The 21,182-nt window shown below is 52.8% G+C and carries 17 protein-coding genes and 1 pseudogene; 14 read left to right on the top strand and 4 right to left on the bottom strand.

Annotated elements, in window-relative coordinates; translation table 11 throughout:
- Positions 1–10 precede the first annotated feature (10 nt).
- The 14 genes and pseudogenes from C4885_RS03870 (at position 11) to sstT (ending at position 18,125) form a co-directional block, all read left to right on the top strand.
- Positions 11–2,611, top strand: coding sequence for a glycoside hydrolase family 3 C-terminal domain-containing protein (locus C4885_RS03870; RefSeq protein WP_113999096.1), 2,601 nt, complete (start codon positions 11–13; stop codon positions 2,609–2,611).
- Between the two features lie 22 nt (positions 2,612–2,633).
- Positions 2,634–3,578: an ROK family protein gene (locus C4885_RS03865; RefSeq protein WP_113999095.1), complete on the top strand. Its 945-nt coding sequence runs from the start codon at positions 2,634–2,636 to the stop codon at positions 3,576–3,578.
- 11 nt (positions 3,579–3,589) lie between these two features.
- Positions 3,590–5,263, top strand: coding sequence for a phospho-sugar mutase (locus C4885_RS03860; protein WP_113999094.1), 1,674 nt, complete (start codon positions 3,590–3,592; stop codon positions 5,261–5,263).
- Positions 5,264–5,479: 216 nt separating this feature from the next.
- Positions 5,480–6,385, top strand: a complete 906-nt coding sequence (locus C4885_RS03855) for a type I phosphomannose isomerase catalytic subunit (protein WP_113999093.1) — start codon at positions 5,480–5,482, stop codon at positions 6,383–6,385.
- A 540-nt stretch (positions 6,386–6,925) separates the two neighbouring features.
- Positions 6,926–7,249, top strand: coding sequence for an HTH domain-containing protein (locus tag C4885_RS03850; protein ID WP_158538797.1), 324 nt, complete (start codon positions 6,926–6,928; stop codon positions 7,247–7,249).
- Positions 7,250–7,630: 381 nt separating this feature from the next.
- The gene (locus tag C4885_RS03845) at positions 7,631–9,550 is read left to right on the top strand and encodes an ATP-dependent DNA helicase (RefSeq protein ID WP_113999091.1); all 1,920 of its coding nucleotides are present in this window, start codon (positions 7,631–7,633) and stop codon (positions 9,548–9,550) included.
- 14 nt (positions 9,551–9,564) lie between these two features.
- Positions 9,565–10,011, top strand: coding sequence for a recombinase family protein (locus C4885_RS03840; protein ID WP_113999090.1), 447 nt, complete (start codon positions 9,565–9,567; stop codon positions 10,009–10,011).
- A 9-nt stretch (positions 10,012–10,020) separates the two neighbouring features.
- A complete protein-coding gene (locus C4885_RS03835; RefSeq protein ID WP_113999089.1) occupies positions 10,021–10,443 on the top strand; it encodes a recombinase family protein in 423 nt (140 codons plus the stop codon).
- Positions 10,444–10,690: 247 nt separating this feature from the next.
- The gene (locus C4885_RS03830) at positions 10,691–11,068 is read left to right on the top strand and encodes a recombinase family protein (RefSeq protein WP_113999088.1); all 378 of its coding nucleotides are present in this window, start codon (positions 10,691–10,693) and stop codon (positions 11,066–11,068) included.
- 10 nt (positions 11,069–11,078) lie between these two features.
- Complete coding sequence (locus C4885_RS03825) at positions 11,079–12,608, top strand: recombinase family protein (RefSeq protein WP_113999087.1); 1,530 nt, start codon at positions 11,079–11,081, stop codon at positions 12,606–12,608.
- Positions 12,605–13,426 carry a recombinase family protein gene (locus tag C4885_RS03820; protein WP_113999086.1) on the top strand — a complete coding sequence of 274 codons (822 nt, stop codon included), beginning with the start codon at positions 12,605–12,607 and terminating at the stop codon, positions 13,424–13,426. Before C4885_RS03825 ends, C4885_RS03820 begins: the two co-directional genes overlap by 4 nt.
- A gap of 14 nt (positions 13,427–13,440) precedes the next feature.
- A complete protein-coding gene (locus tag C4885_RS03815) occupies positions 13,441–15,030 on the top strand; it encodes a recombinase family protein (RefSeq protein ID WP_113999085.1) in 1,590 nt (529 codons plus the stop codon).
- Positions 15,031–15,122: 92 nt separating this feature from the next.
- Complete coding sequence (locus C4885_RS03810) at positions 15,123–15,581, top strand: helix-turn-helix domain-containing protein (protein WP_158538796.1); 459 nt, start codon at positions 15,123–15,125, stop codon at positions 15,579–15,581.
- A 1,281-nt stretch (positions 15,582–16,862) separates the two neighbouring features.
- Positions 16,863–18,125, top strand: a pseudogene (gene sstT / locus C4885_RS03805) (serine/threonine transporter SstT).
- A 656-nt stretch (positions 18,126–18,781) separates the two neighbouring features.
- On the opposite strand, the gene C4885_RS16945 reads toward sstT, so the two are convergent.
- The 4 genes from C4885_RS16945 to C4885_RS03790 all read right to left on the bottom strand — a co-directional run bounded on the left by C4885_RS16945 (position 18,782) and on the right by C4885_RS03790 (position 21,181).
- The gene (locus tag C4885_RS16945; protein ID WP_242979473.1) at positions 18,782–19,042 is read right to left on the bottom strand and encodes a hypothetical protein; all 261 of its coding nucleotides are present in this window, start codon (positions 19,040–19,042) and stop codon (positions 18,782–18,784) included.
- Positions 19,011–19,154: an AAC(3) family N-acetyltransferase gene (locus tag C4885_RS16940; protein ID WP_242979472.1), complete on the bottom strand. Its 144-nt coding sequence runs from the start codon at positions 19,152–19,154 to the stop codon at positions 19,011–19,013. The genes C4885_RS16945 and C4885_RS16940 overlap by 32 nt, the downstream gene beginning before the upstream one ends.
- A 136-nt stretch (positions 19,155–19,290) precedes the next feature.
- A complete protein-coding gene (locus C4885_RS03795) occupies positions 19,291–20,265 on the bottom strand; it encodes a pectinesterase family protein (protein ID WP_113999083.1) in 975 nt (324 codons plus the stop codon).
- 88 nt (positions 20,266–20,353) lie between these two features.
- The gene (locus tag C4885_RS03790; protein WP_113999082.1) at positions 20,354–21,181 is read right to left on the bottom strand and encodes a sugar phosphate isomerase/epimerase; all 828 of its coding nucleotides are present in this window, start codon (positions 21,179–21,181) and stop codon (positions 20,354–20,356) included.
- Between the last annotated feature and the right edge of the window lies 1 nt (position 21,182).

The raw sequence follows: 21,182 nt of genomic DNA, 5'->3' as shown, positions 1-21,182 counted from the left end.
GAGAAAAAAGATGTACCCATACCAGAACCCGGATCTTTCGACAGAAGAGCGCATTAGCGACCTGATGAGCCGGATGACCCTTGAAGAAAAGATCCTGCAGACAGATCAGTATTATTCCGGCGATTTTACAACGCAGGACGAAAACGGCAAGGTTACAGCCGTGGATATGCAGCGGTTTGATGCACTGATGCAGCACAATAGTGTCGGCAGTGTGCAACTGCGCGGTATGACTGCTGCCCAAGCCAATGTTGTGCAGCGGTATGCCATAGAAAACACACGTCTTGGCATCCCATACCTTTTTAGCGAGGAAGCACTGCATGGGCTGATGACAAACAACGCAACCAGTTTTCCGCAGCAAATTGGTCTGGCGGCAAGCTTTGAGCCTGAACTCGGGCGCGAGATGGGACACGCCATTGCGGCAGAGTCCCGGGCTTGCGGGATTCACGAAACATACAGCCCCGTCATGGATCTGATTCGTGATCCACGGTATGGTCGCGCGGAAGAATCCTATGGTGAGGACACATACCTTTGTGCTGAGTTTGCACGCGAAACCGTATTGGGTATGCAGGGGACAGACCTGACGACACCGGACACCGTGGCTGCCGAACCCAAGCACTACGTCGGCTACGGCAACCCTGTGGGGGGACTGAACTGCGCCCCCTGCACCATGGGTCGGCACGATGTATTCAGCGACTGTCTGCCTGTCTTTGAAGCGGCTTTTGCAGACGGCAAAGCGTGCGACGCTATGTGCAGCTACAACTCCATCGACAGTATTCCGGTATCCATGGACCATGAGCTTTTAACGGATGTCCTGCGCGGGCAGTTTGGTATGCCGGGGTTTGTCCGCAGCGACCTGACGGCGGTTTCCCGCCTGTATGACTGGCACTTTATTGCCGAAACGCCGGAGGAGGCCATCCGCCTTGGGCTGGAAGCCGGCGTGGACTTGCAGCTTTACGACTTTCCGCATGATGTCTGGCAGAAAGCGATTGCCCACCTGATTGAAAGCGGTTCCATGAAGATGTCGGTGCTGGATACGGCGTGTCGGCGTGTGCTGCGTATGAAATTTGCACTGGGGTTGTTTGAAAATCCTTATACGGATGAAAAACGCGCCGATAAAATCCTGCGCTGCCCGGAACACCTGACCACCGCGGAAAAAATAGCGGAAAAATCCATCGTATTGCTCAAGAATGACGGCTTGCTGCCGATCAGAAAAGACCTGCGCAGCGTGGCAGTCATCGGTCCGGCAGCTGATACGGTTTCTTATGGCGACTATACCGAAACACGCGGCCGTAAAGGCGGGGTTTCTGTGCTGGACGGAATCCGTGCTGCAGTCAGCCCTGAAACCGAGGTGCTGTATGAGCGCGGCTGCAACTTTTTGGGGCAGGCGCTGCACCCGTTTGATCCGTCCATGCTGCGCGATGAAAACGGCGAATCCGGGCTGACAGGTCACTATTATAACGGACCTGTGCCGCAGGGCGAACCGGTGCAGGTTCGCACGGATCGCACCGTCAACTTCAACTGGATTTTCGCACTGCCGCATCCTGCCCTGGATGCCAACTGTTTCAGCGTTGTCTGGACGGGTTCTGTGGTTATGCCCCGCACAATGGATGGCTGCATCGGGCTGAGTACGCAGGATAGTATGCGCCTGTACGTGGATGACAAACTGCTGATTGATGGCTGGGGCAAGGATAAGAGCGCTGACCAGGCATTGGATTTCCACTTTGAAGCCGGACGCACTTATAAAATCCGCATTGAGTTTGTCAACGACCGGCGGGGCGCCCGCGTGATTTTCGGGTACAGCGCCGGGCGGGAAAATTTCCCCGCAGCAGTGGAAGCCGCACGCAAAGCGGATGTCGCCATCCTTTGCATGGGCGACAACGAGGAGACCAGCGGCGAGAACTTTGACCGCACCGACCTGAACCTGCCCGGCAGACAGCTTGAGCTGGTACAGGCTGTTTATGCAACCGGAACCCCTGTGGTGCTGGTGCTGCAAAGCGGACGCCCCGTTACGGCGAATTGGGAAAACGATCATCTGCCTGCCATTCTGGAGGCGTGGTTCCCCGGTGAGCAGGGCGGCACCGCTATTGCAAAAACACTGTTTGGCGATGCAGCCCCGGGTGGACGGCTTCCCATCACATTCCCGCGCAGTGTCGGGCAGATTCCCTGCCATTACAGCCGGCGACCCGGCGGCGGAAAACGCTATGTGGAGATGGACTGGCTGCCGCTGTATCCGTTTGGCTACGGTCTGACCTACACAACATTTGCTTACCGCGATATGGCCCTGAGCCGCAGCGTGATCGACCCGCAGGACACGGTCACTGTCAGTGTCACGGTCACCAATACCGGCAAGTACACCGGCGATGCCGTGCCGCAGCTGTATGTGCGGGATATGTTCAGCTCCGTCGTAAAGCCGGAGCGCCAGCTGGCAGCTTTCCGCCGTCTGACGCTTGCGCCCGGTGAAAGCCGTCGGGTGGAACTGACTGTCGGACCAAAGCAGCTGCGTACCCTTGGTCCTGATTATGTATGGCGGGTAGAACCCGGAAAATTTGAACTCCAGCTTGGCGACAATGCAGAGAATATTCTGCTGCGCGCCGACCTGACCGTAGAGTAAAGCAAGGAAGGAGAAACGGCGTATGTTGTATCTGGGCGTAGATCTTGGCGGCACAAACATCAAGGCCGCACTTGTGAACAGCGAGGGTGAAATTCTGTGCGAAGCCAACACCCCCACAAACCTGCCGCGCCCGGCGGAAGCTGTCTGCGATGACATTGCAGCGCTGTGCCTGCAGCTGGCGGAGGGAAAGGACGTTGCAGGTGTTGGTGTCGGATGCCCGGGAACTGTGGACGGCGGAACGGTGCTGTATTCCAACAACCTAGATTGGCATGATTTTGCAATGGAGGAATATCTGGCGCAAAAGACAGGTCTGCCGGTTGCCGTTGGTAATGATGCAAATGTTGCTGCATTGGGCGAGGCTCTTGCGGGCTGCGCTAAAGGCGCACAGAGTACGGTTGTCGTTACTCTGGGTACCGGCGTTGGCGCAGGAGTTGTACTGGACGGAAAACTGCTGACAGGCTACACCGGCGCCGCCTCCGAAGCCGGACACATGGTGATTCTTGATACAGCAGACGCCCCGCGCTGCACCTGCGGACGTCATGGATGCCTTGAGGCACTGGCCAGTGCCACCGCACTGATCCGCATGACAAAAGAAGCACGGCTTGCCCACCCGGAAAGTGCGCTGAACGTGCTGGCCGCAAAGCCGGAAGACGTGAACGGTCGCACGGCATTTGATGCCGCTGCGCAGGGGGATGCCGCCGCACAGCAGGTTGTGGATACCTACATTCATTATCTTGCGGTAGGCATTGCCAACCTGATCAACATCTTTTTCCCGGAGGTCATCGGGCTGTCCGGCGGTGTAGCCAACCAGGGTGAAAACCTGCTGAAGCCGCTGCGTGCCGCCGTGGAGCCCATGGTGTTCGGACATGATTTTGCCCAAAAACATACCCGCATTACAGCCTGCACGCTGGGCTACCGCGCAGGGGTCATCGGTGCAGCCCTGCTGGCCAAAAGCCGCATGGAATGAGGAAAATTAAGATGGACATCAAAAAAGAATATGAGCGATGGCTTGCTAATGCAACGGCAGATGCCGATGTTGCCGCCGAACTGAAAACGCTGGATGATGCAAAAGTCGAGGATGCATTCTACCGTGACCTTGCCTTTGGCACGGGTGGTCTGCGCGGCGTAATCGGTGCGGGTACTAACCGCATGAATATTTACACGGTCGCAAAAGCATCGCAGGGCTTGGCTGACTATCTGAAGAAAAACTTTGCAGAACCTTCTGTGGCAATCGGCTATGACAGCCGCATCAAGAGCGACGTGTTCGCAAAAGTTGCCGCTGGTGTGTTTGCAGCAAATGGAGTGAAAGTCAATATCTGGCCTGTTCTGATGCCTGTTCCTACAGTGTCCTTTGCGACCCGTTATCTGCATACCTCTGCGGGTGTCATGGTCACCGCTTCCCACAACCCCGGCAAATACAACGGCTACAAGGTTTACGGCGCAGATGGCTGCCAGATTACCACTGAGGCTGCTGCGGAGATTCTTGCCGAAATCGAGAAGCTGGACATTTTTGCAGACGTCAAGACTAGCGATTTTGAAGCAGGTGTTACAAGCGGCAACATCCAGTACATCCCGGACGAAGTCTATACCGCATTTGTGAATGAGGTCAAGAATCAGTCTGTCCTGTTTGGCGAAGAAGTCAATAAGGATGTGGCTATTGTTTACAGCCCGCTGAACGGCACCGGCCTGAAGCCTGTGACCCGCACACTGAAGGAGATGGGCTACACCAACATCACCGTGGTCAAGGAGCAGGAGCAGCCGGACGGGAACTTCCCGACTTGCCCGTACCCGAATCCGGAGATTAAAGAAGCTATGGCACTGGGCATGGAGTATGCCAAAAAGTGCAATGCGGATTTACTGCTTGCCACCGACCCGGACTGCGATCGTGTGGGCATTGCAGTCAAGAACAAGGCGGGTAAATATGAACTGCTGACCGGAAACCAGACAGGTATGCTGTTACTGGATTATATTTGCTGCCAGCGTGTGAAACACGGCAAGATGCCCGCCGACCCGGTCATGGTTAAGACCATCGTGACGATGGATATGGGGGAACAGATTGCCACCCATTATGGTTTGCGGACAATCAATGTGCTGACGGGATTCAAGTTTATCGGTGAGCAGATTGGCAAGCTGGAAAAGCAGGGCAGGGCAGACAGCTATGTGTTCGGCTTTGAGGAAAGCTACGGCTACCTGACCGGCTCCTACGTCCGCGATAAGGACGGCGTGGACGGTGCTTACATGATCTGCGAGATGTTCAGCTACTACGCCACCAAGGGCATCAGCCTGCTGGATAAGCTGGACGAGCTGTACAAGACCTATGGCTACTGCCTGAACACCCTGCACAGCTACGAGTTCGACGGCAGCGCCGGTTTTGCCAAGATGCAGAGCATTATGCAGGCATTCCGCGGCAATATCAAAGCGTTTGGCGGTAAGAAGGTTGTAAAGCTGCTGGATTATGCTTATGGCCTGGACGGGCTGCCCAAGTCTGAAGTGCTGAAGTTCCTGCTGGAAGATAACTGCTCTATTGTCGTGCGTCCCTCCGGCACGGAGCCGAAACTGAAAATTTACATTTCTGTCAGTGCCGAAAACAGAGAAGCTGCTGAAAAGGTCGAATGTGAAATTGTGAAAGACGCCGAGAAGTGGTTTGCTTAAAGTGAAGATTTTAGCGCCCTGTGCTGAGCGCCATAACCTATTTTGGTGCAGCTGCGACCGCACGGGGCATCGGCGGCATAGCCGAGGCTGGAATGCGGTGTTTCTACTCTGGCTGGGCATGACACAGTCAGCGTTTATTGTGTGCTATTTTTTGCGAGAACAGGAAACAGAAGATGCCTGAGTAAAAAATGAAATTTTGAGGTAAAGGAGATCCATATGAATATACTGAAATTGACTCCCAGCTGCAAGGATTACCTGTGGGGCGGCAGCCGCCTGCGCAGTGACTTTGGCATCAAGAGCGATCTGAACCCGCTGGCCGAGGCGTGGGTGCTTTCCTGCCACCCGGACGGTCCCAGCTATCTGGCGGACGGCACAACGCTGGCGGACTATGTGACCGCCCACCCGGGCTGCCTTGGCACCGACTGCGAGAAGTTTGAACAGTTCCCAATCCTGACAAAGTTCATTGACGCAAAGAACAATCTGTCCATTCAGGTACACCCCTCCAACGAGTACGCGCTGAAAAACGAGCATCAGTACGGCAAGACCGAAATGTGGTATGTGCTGGACTGTGAGCCGGGTGCCTTCCTGTACTATGGCTTTGACCATGAAATCTCCAAGGCGGAGTTTGAGGAGCGCATCAAGAATAACACCCTGACCGAGGTGTTGAACGCCGTGCCGGTGCACAAGGGTGACTGCTTCTTTATTCCGGCCGGCACGCTGCACGCCATTTGCAAGGGCATTGTCATTGCCGAGGTACAGCAGAACTCCAACGTGACCTACCGTGTGTACGATTACGGCCGTGTGGGGGCGGACGGCAAGCCCCGCGCCCTGCACGTGGAGAAGGCGTTGGACGTGACCCTGCGCACCCCGCCTGTCAAGCATGACTTCGGCAGCCATCTGGCGCAGGGTGAATATTTCACCGTGGATGCCAAGAACGGCGCGTTTGAGGACACAGCGGACGAGAAGAGCTTTGTTTCGCTGCTCGTCACAGACGGCGAGGGTGAGCTGACCTGCGGTGGTGAGACCGTGGTCGTCAAGAAAGGCGACAGCTTCTTCCTGCCCGCAGGCAGCGGCAGCTATGCCGTGCGCGGTACCTGTCAGACCTTGGTGACAAGGGTGTGAAGTAAGACTATTCGCTTGGCAGCGAACATCGGGATAGAAAAACACCGCAACTTAGAAATCAATCTGTGCTGGATACGCAAGCAAAACAGATGAAAAAAGTTTATAAAAGCAAGATGGTAAGGATACACATAATAATAGGTGAAGTAATATAAGGCAATACCGCATAATTCTAAGTACCGATACGGCGAGCAAGGTGCGGCAGCCGCCGGAACGGTGCTTAAGCCGTCAGGCGGGAATTGTGCGGTATTGCTATAAATTTTATGCTGTACCTGATACATTGCAAACAGCAGAAAAACTAGTACAGAGATATTTCATTGAAGAACTTACACTGAATCTTTCTGTATGAGACAGGAACTTTTCCGCTATTGGCATATAGTCGGAATAAAAAACTTCTAATGCAAAACACCGCTGATTCCTTTACTGAAATCGGCGGTGTTTTTTTAACTTCAAAAATTCACAAAAAGTTCAAATAATTAGTGCAAGGTTTTTGCACTAATTACATTTAAGATGGGGTTTAGAGAAATGAGAGGAGGTGATGGAGTGTCTGACGTCGAAATACGCCGCAATGAAATTATTGAGCTTTTATATACATATAAAAAATATAGCATCGATGATTGTGCGAAACGGTTCGGCGTTTCTCGCCGCACAATCAATTATGATATTGTTTACCTTATGGACTTTTACGAAATTGACACGAAGCCCGGTCCGCATGGAGGAATTTCTCTTATAGACCGCAGACCCAATTCTCATACAGCATACTTAAAACCGATAGAAATTGAGTGGCTTCGCAGGAAGTACAATGAGGCAGAAACAGAAGAAGATCGTATGGCGGCACACTCCATTCTCCGACGCTTTTCTCTTTAGCGGATATAGTCCGTTCCCCAGCACCTTGACAACTGAATACCCAGCATAACAGGTACGTTCCTTTTCCGGCAGACCCGATGGGCGGTTTGGCAAAACCATATGTTGCCAAGGAAAAGGCTATAATGATACACCTGCAGCCTCCCGCGTCAGAGGGGGTGACCGAGCCGGAGTTGTAAGCAGTAAGACTCCGGCAAAGTCAGTGAACGGCCATTGCCAGTGGCCTGCCTGTTGTGTTCCCGGTGTCAGGGGTGCGGGCGGCAAATGTGGCACAGTTTCTTAACTATCTACTTTTGCCGTTTAGGGCAAATCGTGGGCAGCAGGACCCCAAGCGCCTGCTGCCCATCATTTTGCTTTAAACGGGATGGAAAACAGGGGTGTAAAATGCAAACCTATCCAACGGGCTATGCGGAATCCCACCACATAGCCGAACAGATTTTCCGGGAGATTTTACCCCGGCACGGCATGGCGGTGCGCGAGGAACAAATCGCGCTTTGCCATGAAGTTTTAGATACCTTATATAATAAGGAAATTTCCCTGTGCGAAGCAGGCGTGGGTACCGGCAAGACGCTGGCCTACCTCGTGGGCTGTATTCTTTGGCAGATGAACCGTCCCGAACGGATGAAACTGCCTATCGTTATCTCCACTTCCAGCGTTGCCTTGCAGGACGCTATCCTTACTGAGTATCTGCCCGACCTGTCCGCTGTCTTGCTGGACGAAGGTATCATTACAGCACCCATCACAGCCGTTGTCCGCAAGGGCAAAGAACGCTTTGTCTGCGATGCCCGCCTTGCCGAAAGAGCATCGCTGGTGCAGCCAAGCAGAAAACGGCAGACCAACAGCCTGAACATTGCTGCGCACATTTTGGACATGGATCATATCCCGGAACTTTCCCGGTATGACCGCTGCCGAATTTGTGTGCCGCAGTCCTGCCCGCGAGATTGCTTTATGCGCTTGGATTGCCGCTACCAGCAGTATCTGCGGGATTCCATGAAACCCGACATCCAAATTTGCAATCACAATTATTTGCTGGCAGACGCATCGCACCGACTTGAAGATAGGCCGCTGCTCCTGCGCAGCTATCAGGCGCTGGTGGTGGACGAGGCACACAAACTGCCCGATGCCGCCCGTCAGATGTACACGGAAACACTATCCTCGCGCGCCATGGATGAATTGTGCCTTTTATTACAACAGGCGCACTACAAGGATTTTGCCAGACAGCTGCGGACGACGTTCCTTACGCTGTCGTTCTCCTGCACGCAGGGGTTTTCCAAGCTGCGAAGAAAAGTGAGCGAACCGTTCGTGCTTACACCGTTCCGCCGCGCTGCTCTCATCGACTGTATAGCACTGTTGCAAAATGCTGGCGGATTGCCGGATGTGCCGCGATACCTGCTGAACAGGCTGGGAGAAGCAGAAAGCCTCCTGCGCCTTTTTCTTTTGGAGGTGCCGACGCGCATCTTATACATCGACTACGATGCCGATGGCCAGCCCACATTCTGCGCAGCCAGCAACCGCGTACCGCAGCTGCTCCGCAGCGCCCTGTGGAACACACGCGAACCCGCGATTCTGACCTCCGGCACGCTGGCTGCAGCCGGAGAGTTCAGCCACACCGAACAGCTTTTGGGGCTGACAACCTACCGGCCGTTGCGCCACTTCCGCGCGGATTCTCCGTTTAACTACAAGAAAAAATGTCTGTTATACTTTCCGCCGCGCACAAAAACGCGAATGGACAACCGCCGAATGGCAGAAGAAATCGTTCGGTTGGTTGGTGCCTGTCACGGTCATGCGCTGGTGCTGTTCACAGCGTACCGCCAGATGGCGGAAGTCCGCGCGCTGACGGACGGTCAGTGGCAATACCCGACCTATCAGGCATGGCGCAACGGCGGCAAAATCATCCAGAAGTTCAAGCAATCCGGCAACGGCGTTCTGTTTGCGGCAGGCTCCTGCTGGGAGGGCATCGACTTTCCCGGTGACATGGTGTCTTTGCTGATCATCGCCAAGCTGCCGTTTCCGATTCCCGACCCGGTCAGCGACTATGAGCGCCGGCAGTACCCGAACCTGCGCGACTACATAAACGCCGAGGTCATCCCTGAAATGCAGAAGAAGCTGCGGCAGGGTTTTGGTCGTGCCATTCGCACGGAACAGGATTCCTGTGTGGTAGCCATTCTGGACGAACGTGCGGGCATTGGCAGCAGGTATCATGACGCCGCGCTGGCAGCGCTGCCGTCCTGCCCGACCACCGAGAAAATCGAAGATGTGCAGCAATTTATCCGGGAGCAGAAGCGCCCGGATTACTTTTTGTGAAAGAGGGATCTGAGATGTACCTTATGCGAAACCACGATGTCTGGATTTATGTGCGCTGCGCCAACAGCGATCCGCGCATTGCCTTTGACCGGCTGTATGACCTTATCGACGAAGCAGCTGGGCATGGATTCCTTGTGCGCGGCACATCTTTTGACCATTGCAGCGGAAACACCTTGAAAGACCGCATCGGTCTGCGTTCTATGTTGGACGCAGTAGAGAACGGTCGGATTGAAGCCGTGATGGTGCGCGATTTGGAGCAAATCAGCCGCAACAGCTACATACTGGTAGGAGTTATTGAAATTCTGCGTCAGAATGATGTCTATCTCATCACCACCGAATGTGACCTAAACGCCGAACTCATCAACAGCGGTCTGGAACGCTTTGTCGGCGACCGCTTCACGCGGGCCTCCTTTGGCAAGCCCCGCTTTGATGTCCGTCTCCCACTTATGGATCAATTCTGAGGTGCGCCCATGAAAGAATACAAAATTTGGGCGTTCGCCCGCAGTGCCGCACCGAACCTGCCCGCATTGGAAGAACAGCTTGCCGATGTCATGCGCGAAGCCGACAGGCGCGGCTACATCATCGTCAACTCCTGCATGGAGCAGAAGTACGGCACCGAGTTCTGGCGACCTGATTTGTTTGCCATGCTCACCGCTGTGCAACAGGGGCGTGTCAATGCCGTCATGGTGCAGAGCCTTGACCGTTTGAGCCACGACATTACAATCTTGTACCGCATCCTACGCTTTCTGCAAAATTACAGTGCCGTACTGATTACGACCGAAACCAATCTACAATATGAACTCTATCTGACAGGGTTGGAGAGTCGCATCCTGGCTCGTACCGCGCGAACCGGAAAAAGAGTGCCGTGGGAGGTGGCTGTCGATGCAAATTGACCCGTTTCCCGTAAGACTGGAACAGGAGCTGAAATATGCACTGGCCTATGCCGCGCTGGTATCCGCTGCCGCAAACGGAAGATTGCCTAGGGACATCTGCCAGCGCACGAATGTTGGTTATGCCCGGAAATGCGGCGTTTTGCGCCGAGAAGTTTAGTGGTTCTCGTGAATAGCTTTTGACCTGCCTTTCGAGTATGTTGTATGTGATAAAAAGAATGTCACAGCGTCAAATGCAAAGGAGAAAGTCATGCCACAAATAGCAGATAGAAAATCCATGGCGCGTTACATCTGTGTGGATAAAGGTGCAACCCACCCTGCATTGCAACGTGAAGAATTACCTAAACATATGGCGATTTATGCTGACTATGGCGTTACGGGTACGGATCTGCGCCAACGCCCGGAACTCAACCGATTGCTGACTGACTGCCGTGCAGGACGTGTCAACTGCATTGTGGCGCAGTCAACGACACATCTTGCCCGCCGTACAGCAGACCTGCTGACAATCCTGCAAGAATTGCAGAGCCTTGGTATAACAACTGATTTTGAAAAAGAGCGCTTCTCCACCAATTCTCCTACAGGGAAAAAGATACTGGACACACTTCGCGCAATGAGTGCAAGCATTTAGGAGAACTCTCATGCCACAAGTCCAAGTTATCCAGCCAATCCAGCAACAACCGAAGCGTCTGCGCGTGGCGGCCTATGCCCGCGTCAGCAGCGATTCCGAGGATCAGCTAAACTCGCTGGCCGTGCAGGTGGATTACTACACCCACTTGATACAGGAAAACCCCAACTGGGAGTTCGCTGGAATTTACACTGATGAGGGTATCACCGGCACCAGCACGAAGCGTCGTGAGCAGTTCAACCGCCTGATGGACGACTGCCGTGCCGGACTGATTGACCGTGTGCTGGTTAAGTCGGCATCCCGCTTTGCCCGCAACACGGCGGATGCACTGTCATCGGTTCGTGAACTGAAAAGCCTTGGTGTGACGGTAGCCTTTGAAAAAGAGGGCTTCGATACCGAGACCTCCAACGGTGAAATGCTACTGAGTATAATCTGCGCCGTAGCACAGGAAGAATCGCTGTCCATCTCACAGAATATGAAGTGGGGAATACACAAACGGATGCGTACGGGTAACTATATCACCAACGCTACACCGTTTGGGTACACGCAAATCAATCACCAGCTCGTGCCAGAAAAAAATAACGCAATGATTGTCAACGATATTTTCAAAAGTTACCTGTCTGGAATGAGCATAAATGAAATTGCTGAGCATTTAAATACAATATATCCAAAAGAAAATAGCAAATGGAATCCCCGAACGATTCATGCAATCCTGCGTAATGAGAAATATATTGGAGACAGCTTGTACCAAAAAACCTACACAACGGATTCACTCCCATTGAAAAGGTATCTTAATACCGGTCAGCGCTCAAAATACTATGCGATGGAAACGCATGAAGGTATAATTTCTAAGACCGATTACGAAAAGGTACAGAACCTACTTGCAAAGAAAAGCATTACAGGGGAGATTGATAGAACTTGTGTATTTTCAAAGAAAATCTACTGCTCAATATGCGGCGCTATATGCTCTAGAAAAGGGCCGCCCACGCAAGGATTTGTATGGTGCTGCCGAACGCATTTGCAATCGAAAGCTCTTTGCCTACTCAAATCAATCCGTGAGGATGAACTCCAACAGGCGTTTTTGTCAATCTATAATCGACTGCAATGTAATCAGAAAACGATTCTGGAACCACTTGTGGATGACCTGCTTGGGTTACGGCATTTGCAAGAACAAAAATATAAAAAACGCCTTGCACTTGGAGAAGATATTCAGCATCTTGCAAAACAGAAACACAATCTTACCAGAATCCATACACTAGGTTATATTGAGGAACCACAATTTATAGAGCGAAGTGCAGCCATTGAGCAGCAAATCAGGGAAAGGAAACAACAGCTTTCACGAAATGATATGTCTAACACATCGGAAAAAATTCTACAAAAAACAAGACTCATCCAGAAGAAACTTTCCAGTACACCGCCGCTGGAATTATTTGACGAGTCTGTCTTTAAAGAGCTTGTGAAAAAAGTGCTGATCAGCAATACGGCAATCCAATTCGAACTCATCAATGGCATGAAGTTATCAGAAAGCCGTGCAGCCACATGAAGAACAGGTACATTCCTTTCGGCTATCAGATTCAAAATGGAGATTCAGTCATCAACACGGAACAAGCCGCAACTGTACAACACATATTCTATGCGTATACCGAAGGACAGAGTTTTAAGGAAATTGCAGAATACTTGACCACAAGTGGCACAGCCTATCACTTTTCAGATAATAGCTGGAACAAAAATATCGTTGCCCGCATACTTGCAAATGAGATTTACTGTGGAGCCAAAGGATACCCAGCCATTATTTCAAAAGAAGTTTACAGCCAAGCTGCCAGCATCCGAAGCAATAAAACCGTAACATATTCAGCAGTGCTAAAACCATTTCGAAGCGATATGCAGTGTGCCTGCTGCGGTGAGCGCCTATACTGGCGACCTAGAACCCAACAATGGACTTGCCGACAGTGCGGAATGTGGTCAAAGCCGATGCAACCTGAAAACATGGCACAACAAATCGTGGATAGGTTATACCAAATCCAACAGCACCCGGAAATAATCCACAATCCAAAGGAACAATGCAACACCCGGTCAATAGAAGTTGCTCAGCTGGATCATGAGATTCACACAGCCCTTGCATTACCAGAGCTGGATGCAGATGCAATCATCGACAAAATTCTGCGCCGAGCAGAACTGCAATTTAATTACTGCGCAGCAGGGGATGACGATCCGACAACAATGCAAATCAAGCGCGCCTGCAAAGAATTCAAACCCACAGATACATTTCCAGAATCATTCTACAGCTCCATCGTCAGCAAAATCATCTTACACCTCGATACACATATCGACATCAAACTGCGAAACGGACAGACATTATAATAAGGAAGAGCACCATGAGCAACGCAAGAATCATCGAAATTCCAGCCACTAGACAGATACGCAGTGGGAAAAACAACACCATGCGAAAAATGCGAGTGGCGGCCTACTGCCGCGTCAGCACCGAGGAAGAAGAACAACAGGGAAGTTTTGAAACGCAGAAACTGTACTACACTGAGAAAATCAACTCAACCTCAGAATGGGAACTGGCCGGGATTTATGCCGACGACGGTATCTCCGGCATCCATACAAAAAAGCGTGACGGATTTAACCAGATGATTCAAGACTGCAAAAAGAAGAAAATCGACCTAATCCTTACAAAATCCATTTCGCGCTTCGCCCGCAACACGCTGGACAGCATCCAATATGTCCGAATGCTGAAAGCAATCGGCATTGCGGTGATTTTTGAAAAAGAAAACATCAACACGTCAACAATGAACTCCGAAATGATTCTGACGGTGCTGAGCGCCTTTGCACAGGCGGAAAGTGAGTCGATTTCGCAGAACGTAGCACGCGGTAAACGAATGGGGTTTAGGCAGGGAAAATTCCCGTTTCCCTATGGACAGATACTTGGCTACCGAAAAGGCTTGGATGGTAAACCAGAGGTAATCCCCGAAGAAGCCGAAGTGATTCGCATGATATTCAACAGCTATCTGCAAGGAGCCAGTCTACTGACCATTAAAAAGAAACTGGAAGCGGGCGGGGTTCTGACTGCAAGAGGAAACAAAAAGTGGTCGTCCGAGAGCGTACAGCGGATTCTCCAAAATGAGAAATACTGTGGCGATGTGCTGCTGCAAAAGACCTTTATCGAGGATGTACTGACAGGCGTTTCCAAGAAAAACACGGGTCAGTTGCCACAATACTACATTGAAAACAACCATGAAGGTATCGTCACCAAGCAGATGTTCCGTGAGGTGCAGGCTGAAATCGCCCGCCGCAATAGTAAGTCGGCAGCTAACCAACGCAAACGACACCAAGGCCGCTATAACAGCAAATATGCCTTATCCGAACGACTGGTCTGCGGAGACTGTGGCAGCCCTTATAAGCGGGTTACTTGGAACATCCACGGCAGAAAACAAATCGTTTGGAGATGCGTCAATCGACTCGAATACGGAACAAAATTTTGCAGTCATTCACCGTCAATCCCGGAAGAAGAATTGCATCAGGCTATTTTGAAAGCTGTGCAGAATCTGGCCGCAAACTTTACCGATGAAGTTGCTGCACAACTTGACGGTATTCTCCGTCAAATGAAAGCAGGAGAAAACTTGAAAGCCCAGCTTCAAAAGCAGCTAGAAAAAGCACAGCAAGAATTTGATCGTCTGCTTGAAATGTCACTGGAACTTGACGAGAGTACACCGTTCCTTGATGATAAGCTGAGAAAACTCAGCGGTAAAATCAAAATACTGAAAGCAAATATCGCAGAAAGTACGGATGGTAAGGGGGAGGACGAAGAAGCAACCAAACAGCTGACGGCGCAAGACCTTTTAATAAAGGAATACGATGACATCCTTACCGCAAGAATCATCGAAAAGGTTATTGTCCACTCACGGCAAGAAATCGAAATCTACTTTATCGGCGGTTATACCCAAAAGATTGACCTTATATAGAGCCATTCACTCATACACAAACGCCCGCACTGGCAAGTCGAAAACGCTTGCTGATGCGGGTATTACTTTTTGGGAAAGTGAGCTATTACACGATGGATACAGGATCACGGATCAAACTGGTACGCGAGCATCGCGGCCTTACACAACAAAAATTGGGTGAGATGCTCGGATACGGAAAGAGCAGCGCGAACCGCATTGCACAATATGAAATGGGGTATCGCAGCCCAAAGGCAAACCGTTTAAAAGAAATTGCAAAAGCCATGAACATCCGCGAAGAAATTTTCCTTATGCCGGACGAGACACCAATCGACCTGCTTCGAATTTTGATATGGTACGATTGGGAACATGAAGGTGTTTTGCAACTGGCAACGAGTAGAACGGCGAACACACCACCCGGAAAGACAGTCAGTCCGATAATTTATTCTGAACAACTTCCACTAAATAGATTGCTGCTTGATTGGGCTGACCAAAAGCATTCTCTTTCCGTAAGGAAAATAACGCGCGCCGACTATCTGGAATGGATGCTGCAATGGCCGCCACGATTGCCCTAAAAGAGCAAACAAAAAATCGGATGAATTTTGAGACAGGGTATCTTTTTTGTCACGTCGAGACAAAGAAAAGCACCTAGAAACGTAAGTTTTTAGGTGCTTTCTTTTTGCTGTACCGCAGCGTTTACCGCACCTCCGTACAGGTACGCGCCTTTCGCGTCCAGATAATGGACTTCTGTACAGCTTCGACTGCTTCGGTCAGGTCGTTGACAGCTTCCACGATGTCGTACGGGTCGGGGGCATCGTGAATTCGGCATTTATTCCCACACCCTAACCGGAGACGCCGCCCACACGGCCCAGGCCGTGAACGGCGTGTTCCTGCAGGTACTGAAAAATGCATAAAAAATAAGAGCCGGTCATAGACGGCTCTTGAAAGGGTGGGGGGGCGCACACCACTATGACATGGCGTGTTGCAACCTCCTCCACCCCAATAATACAGGATTATAGCGTATATGTCAATAAAAAAAATGGCGAGACGCGCCCACCGAAAATAGCGGACGACACCTCGCCGGGCCGTTGGCCCCCCGCCAAAACGGGCAGAGGAGCGGCCACTAAAGCTATAATACAATTCTTTTTCTGTGTTGTCAATACCGCATTTTTACCGCATCTCGGGGCCGTGGTTATACCGCACTTTTTACCGCACTCTTGCATTTTACAGCGCCCTGCACTGCTCTTGTGACAGAATAAAAACGCTTGTAAAAATCATAGCTATGCAGGATTATGAGCACTGCGTTTTGACATAATACCGCGCAATATTGGTTCAAATCCCTTCATCCGCACCAAAGAGCTTCAAGCTTTGGCTTGAGGCTCTTTTTCTTTGTCTTGGCTTTTAAGTTGTTTATTGCCCTGCCAAAAGCAGAGAGATGATTACCGCTCCGGTATCAGTGAGGAAAAAGGCCATATGAAGGTTTACCACAAGCTGTCAGGCGAATTTCCATATGCCTGCGTTTCTCTGTGGCTCTGAATCTGGCTCTAAACCGTGTTCCCAATAAAGCAAGATAAAAGGGCAGTGTATTCGTATGCTGCCCTCTTTCATACAACGAAATGTCCACGGACGGAACACAGATATATTGCCCACGAAAACATTTTTTGAATATTTTTTACTTCGTATCAACGATAAAAATAGATTGTTTTTCCACAGGGCACACCTGTCCGCCTCTTGCAATCTTGAACGATTGCGGTATAATGGAAAACATTCCGCGAAACCGTTTGTGCGGGCGGCTGCGGAATGGGCAGGTGCGGAACATCTGCCAAACCCAATTAAAATAGGGAAGAGGAATTGTTATGAATCAACTCACAAAAGCGGCCAAAACGCTGGCTGCCAAGTACAACTCTACCAGCCTGATCCTGCGCATTGCAATCGGCCTGGTGGTCGGTTCGGTGCTGGCTTTGATCTGCCCCGGTGCTGCATGGATCGAAGAATTCGGCAACCTGTTTGTCGGCGCGCTGAAAGGCGTTGCACCGGTGCTGGTGTTTGTTATTGTTGCCAGTGCACTGGCGCAGGGCTCCTCCAAGCTGGACCGCCGCTTTGGTACGGTGGTCTGGCTGTACATGCTCACCACCTTTGTGGCGGCTGCGCTCAGCGTTGTGACCAGCAAGCTGTTCCCGCAGACGCTGGTTCTGGCGGAAGCTGCCACGGCGGATGTGGTGCCCCAGGGCCTGGGTGATGTGATGCACACCCTGCTTTCCAACATTGTTTCTAACCCGGTTGCTTCCATCATGAACGGCAACTATATCGGCATCCTGATGTGGGCCTGCCTGTTCGGCCTTGCCATGAAAAAGCTGGGCAGCGATACCACCAAGAACTTTATGGCCAACACGGCGGATGCAATTTCTACCATTGTGCGGTGGATCATCAACCTGGCGCCGTTTGGCATTATGGGCCTGGTGTTTACCAACGTGTCGGACAACGGCCTGTCCATCTTTACCCAGTACGGGCGCCTGTTGCTGCTGCTGGTGGGCACCATGCTGCTGATGGCGTTGGTGATCAACCCGTTCATCATCTTTATCTACCTGCACCGCAACCCCTACCCACTGGTGTTCCGCTGCCTGCGTGAAAGCGGCCTGACCGCTTTCTTCACCCGCAGCTCCGCCGCCAACATCCCGGTCAACATGTCTCTGTGCGAAAAGCTGAGCCTGGATAAGGATATTTACTCCGTCTCCATCCCGCTGGGCGCAACCATCAATATGGACGGCGCTGCCATTACCATCACCATAATGACGCTGGCTGCCGCCAACACGCTGGGCATGCAGGTCTCCGTGCCTGCCGCCATCCTGCTGTCCATCATGTCGGCTTAGGGCGCATGCGGCGCTTCCGGTGTTGCGGGCGGTTCGCTGCTGCTCATCCCCATGGCCTGCTCGCTGTTTGGCATTTCCAATGATATTGCCATGCAGGTCGTCGGCGTTGGCTTCATCATTGGCGTTATTCAGGACTCCGTTGAGACTGCGCTGAACTCCGCCGGTGACGTGGAATTTGCCGCCACCGCTGAATACCACCAGTGGCTCAAAGAGGGCAAACCTCTGCCGGCTTTCATGGGCGGTAAATAAGGTACATAGGTATCATTTGAGGCAATACCGCATAATTCTAAGTGCCGATACGGCGAGCGAGGTGCAGCAGATGCTAAGCCAAAAGCGCAGATAATACTGGATGCTGCAAAGGTGAGCGCCGCCAGTGGCGGAAACAGCGAACCGAAGCAGGGGCAGCGGTCGCAGAGTGCGAGGGGCTTTTGCCCCCGAAGCACGATGCGGGTACCGCAACCCGACATTATCGAGCATTTTGGCAACGCAGATGCCGTGCCGCAGCTGCCGGAGCGGTGCTTAAGCCGTCAGGCGGGAATTGTGCGGTGCTGCCTTAAGTATTACAGCCCCGGTTCTGCGTTTGCAGAGCCGGGGCTGTTGTTATATCCTGAGTGTGGGTAGCAGGGCGGTGGGGGAAAGTGGGGCGGCCAGCCCTCTGGCCGCCGGACGGGCCCGATCACAAATCTCATTATGCCAGATTTGGACAAGGCCCCGGAACGGTCAAGACCATTCCCTACAGAACATTTTATTCTGCGCGGCTAACCTTCTAAAATACCAGTAGGGCGGGATGCTCTCACCCCGCCGCGGAGAAACATAAAATCATTCGTTGTGCACCTAAATGATAATTTGTAGGGGACGATGCGTGCCATCGTCCCGTTTGGCAGCCTTGCCATCAATTCTCTTTCCTATACTTTGCTACTTTGCCTATAAAACATAAACTCAATAGAAGGTATACCAATGCCCACATGCACGGCTCGGAACCACGACCGGTATCCGCCCGCCAACTGTGGGGCATGGGGCTGCTGGGCGTTGTAGTGGCTGCGCATATAAACAGTGTGTGCGCTGCCATCGGTATCCACGCTTTGCAGCTTCATGGGCTGGTCGGCCAGGCGGTGAGGCACGTTCAGAACTTCTTCAATGCTGTGGATCCAGCACAGTATCGGCACCGCCGTCCACCGGGCCGATGGACTTCATGGAAGAATGGATTAGAATGGTTTCCTGCCCGGTCAGGCCCATATCAGCCAGGTCCTGCAGAAGGTCCAGTTTGGTATAGCTCATTAAAAAATCCTTTCTGGAATCAAAGCGGCGGTATGACAGCAGCAAGCCCGCAGGCGCATACAGGGGCGCGGTGCGGGCTTGCTGCTTTTTTAGGAGGAGGTGAAATGTTATAATTGGCGGCTCCGCAAAGAGCGTGTTACACTTCTGCACCGAAGTCGGCCCGGAATTCAGCCAGCATGGCGCGCATTTCCTGGGCGGAGGCTTCATCATTCAGGGCGGCGTAACCGGCGCGGGCGGGGCTTGCTTTGGGGGCACCGGGGCCTTTGGAGCCGTACTCGCCAAAGTGAACGGTTTCCTCGTTGGCGGGGTCAGACCAGTTGTCCCACCCAAGGGGGATGATCTCATCGCTTAAATCGCAGTCCAGCCAGTACACGCGGGCATACTGCCGCCACGGGCGGCCCAGATAGACACTGCCTGCGGGGCTGTTGCCCTGCACGGTGCAGTTGGCAAACAGGTAGCCCGGCTTGCCCTGCGGCGTGCTGGCGGCGGCAATATAGCTGGTAACGCCGCGGTGGGCAACGGGCACAATGCGGCAATGGTCAAACACCGCGTTGGCCCCGCCGAAAATGAAATCAATGTTGCCGGAAATCTCGCAGTCACGGTAGTATTGTTTGGTGTCCAGCCGGGGCGTGTTCTCCCGCGGACCGCGGAAGCCGTTTTTCTGGCGCACGGCCAGCGGCAGGGGAGCGGTGAAGAGCGTATCCTGGTTGCCGTGCAGGGAAACATCCACCATGCACACACGGCTGGCATCGGCATATACCGCCAGCGCCTGGCCGCGGTCCGCACCATCACCGGCGGTGTTTTCCACGGTCAGGTGCTCCAGCCGGGCGCTGCCGCCGCCAAGGAAAAGCGTCTGGCTGCGAAAGGTACCGGTGCGCTCCTCGCCGGGCCAGGGGTCGCGCCCGGCGGCCCCGGCGGAGATCACGGTCTGCCCCATCCCGGCACCGGTGATGATGTAATCCGCCAGTTCCAAAAACGGGCGTTCATAATAGGTCCCGGCCCCCAGCACAAAGTGAAGCGGCTGGGCGGGGTCCTGCGCGGCAGCAGCGGCGGTCAGGGTGATAAATTCAGCGCTGCCATCCACGGCAACGGTTACAAGCTTGCGTTCCATATTGAATCGGTTCCTTTCACAAAAAGGCTTCCATGGTATCAGTGCAAATACTCCGGTCCGGTGGGGCAAAAAGAGGCGGCATTACACCTTAGAAAAACTGTTTGATAAAAGCAATATCGCCGGCAGCGCGGGCGGGCACGGCTTCCTCGCGCAGAACGGGCAACGGCTGTGGCAGGGTGCGCAGCATAGCAAAGGCACCGGCGTAATCGGTGCAGGAATCTTCCAGGCTGGTGTGCAGCATGGTGCCGTCCGGCGCAAAGTTCTTGCCCTTAAAGTGTACGGCCTTGATTTTGTCCCCAAGCAGCTCGCCCATGGCGTCCCACAGGGGCTGCTGGTTGTCCTTGCCCTCAAAGCTGACCAGGTTGCTCATGTCCAGGATGACCCCCAGCGCGGGGCTTTGCATCATATCCAGGATGTGCCGCGCTGCCTGCGGGGTGTTGGTGCTGTCGCCAACAACGGGCTCAATGGCAACGGTCACGCCAAGGCGCTCGGCTTCCGGCAGAATGGTTTCCAGGCTTTTGCAGAGCATATATTGGGCACGCTCGCGGGTGGTGCCGGCGGGCTGCTTGTGCATGCCGGTAGTCTCGGTGCCAACGCAGCCCGCGTTCAGCGCCTTGCACACGGCCAGCTGGCTTTTGAAATCCGCTGCGTTGGCGCTGCGCTGCACTTCGTCCGCGATGGCAAGCTCCACATAGGTGCCCAGCACGGCAACAGCGATGTTGTGCTTCTTTTGCGCTTCCAGCGTGTTCTGCACCAGCTGCGGGGTAACGTCCGCATAGCTGGCAACGCCGGGCACGCATTTTTTGTAGGCCAGCTGCACGCAGGCAAACCCGTCTGCGGAAACCTTGCCAAACAGCTCATCGGGCGTGCCCTTACCGTAATCATGCAGGCGGGCACCAACGGTAAATATGGCCATA

Source organism: Subdoligranulum sp. APC924/74, assembly GCF_003324125.1.
Classification (GTDB): Bacteria; Bacillota; Clostridia; order Oscillospirales; family Ruminococcaceae; genus Gemmiger; species Gemmiger qucibialis.
The sequence above is the reverse complement of the archived record's forward strand: the minus strand, read 5'-3'. Positions and strand labels throughout refer to the sequence as shown.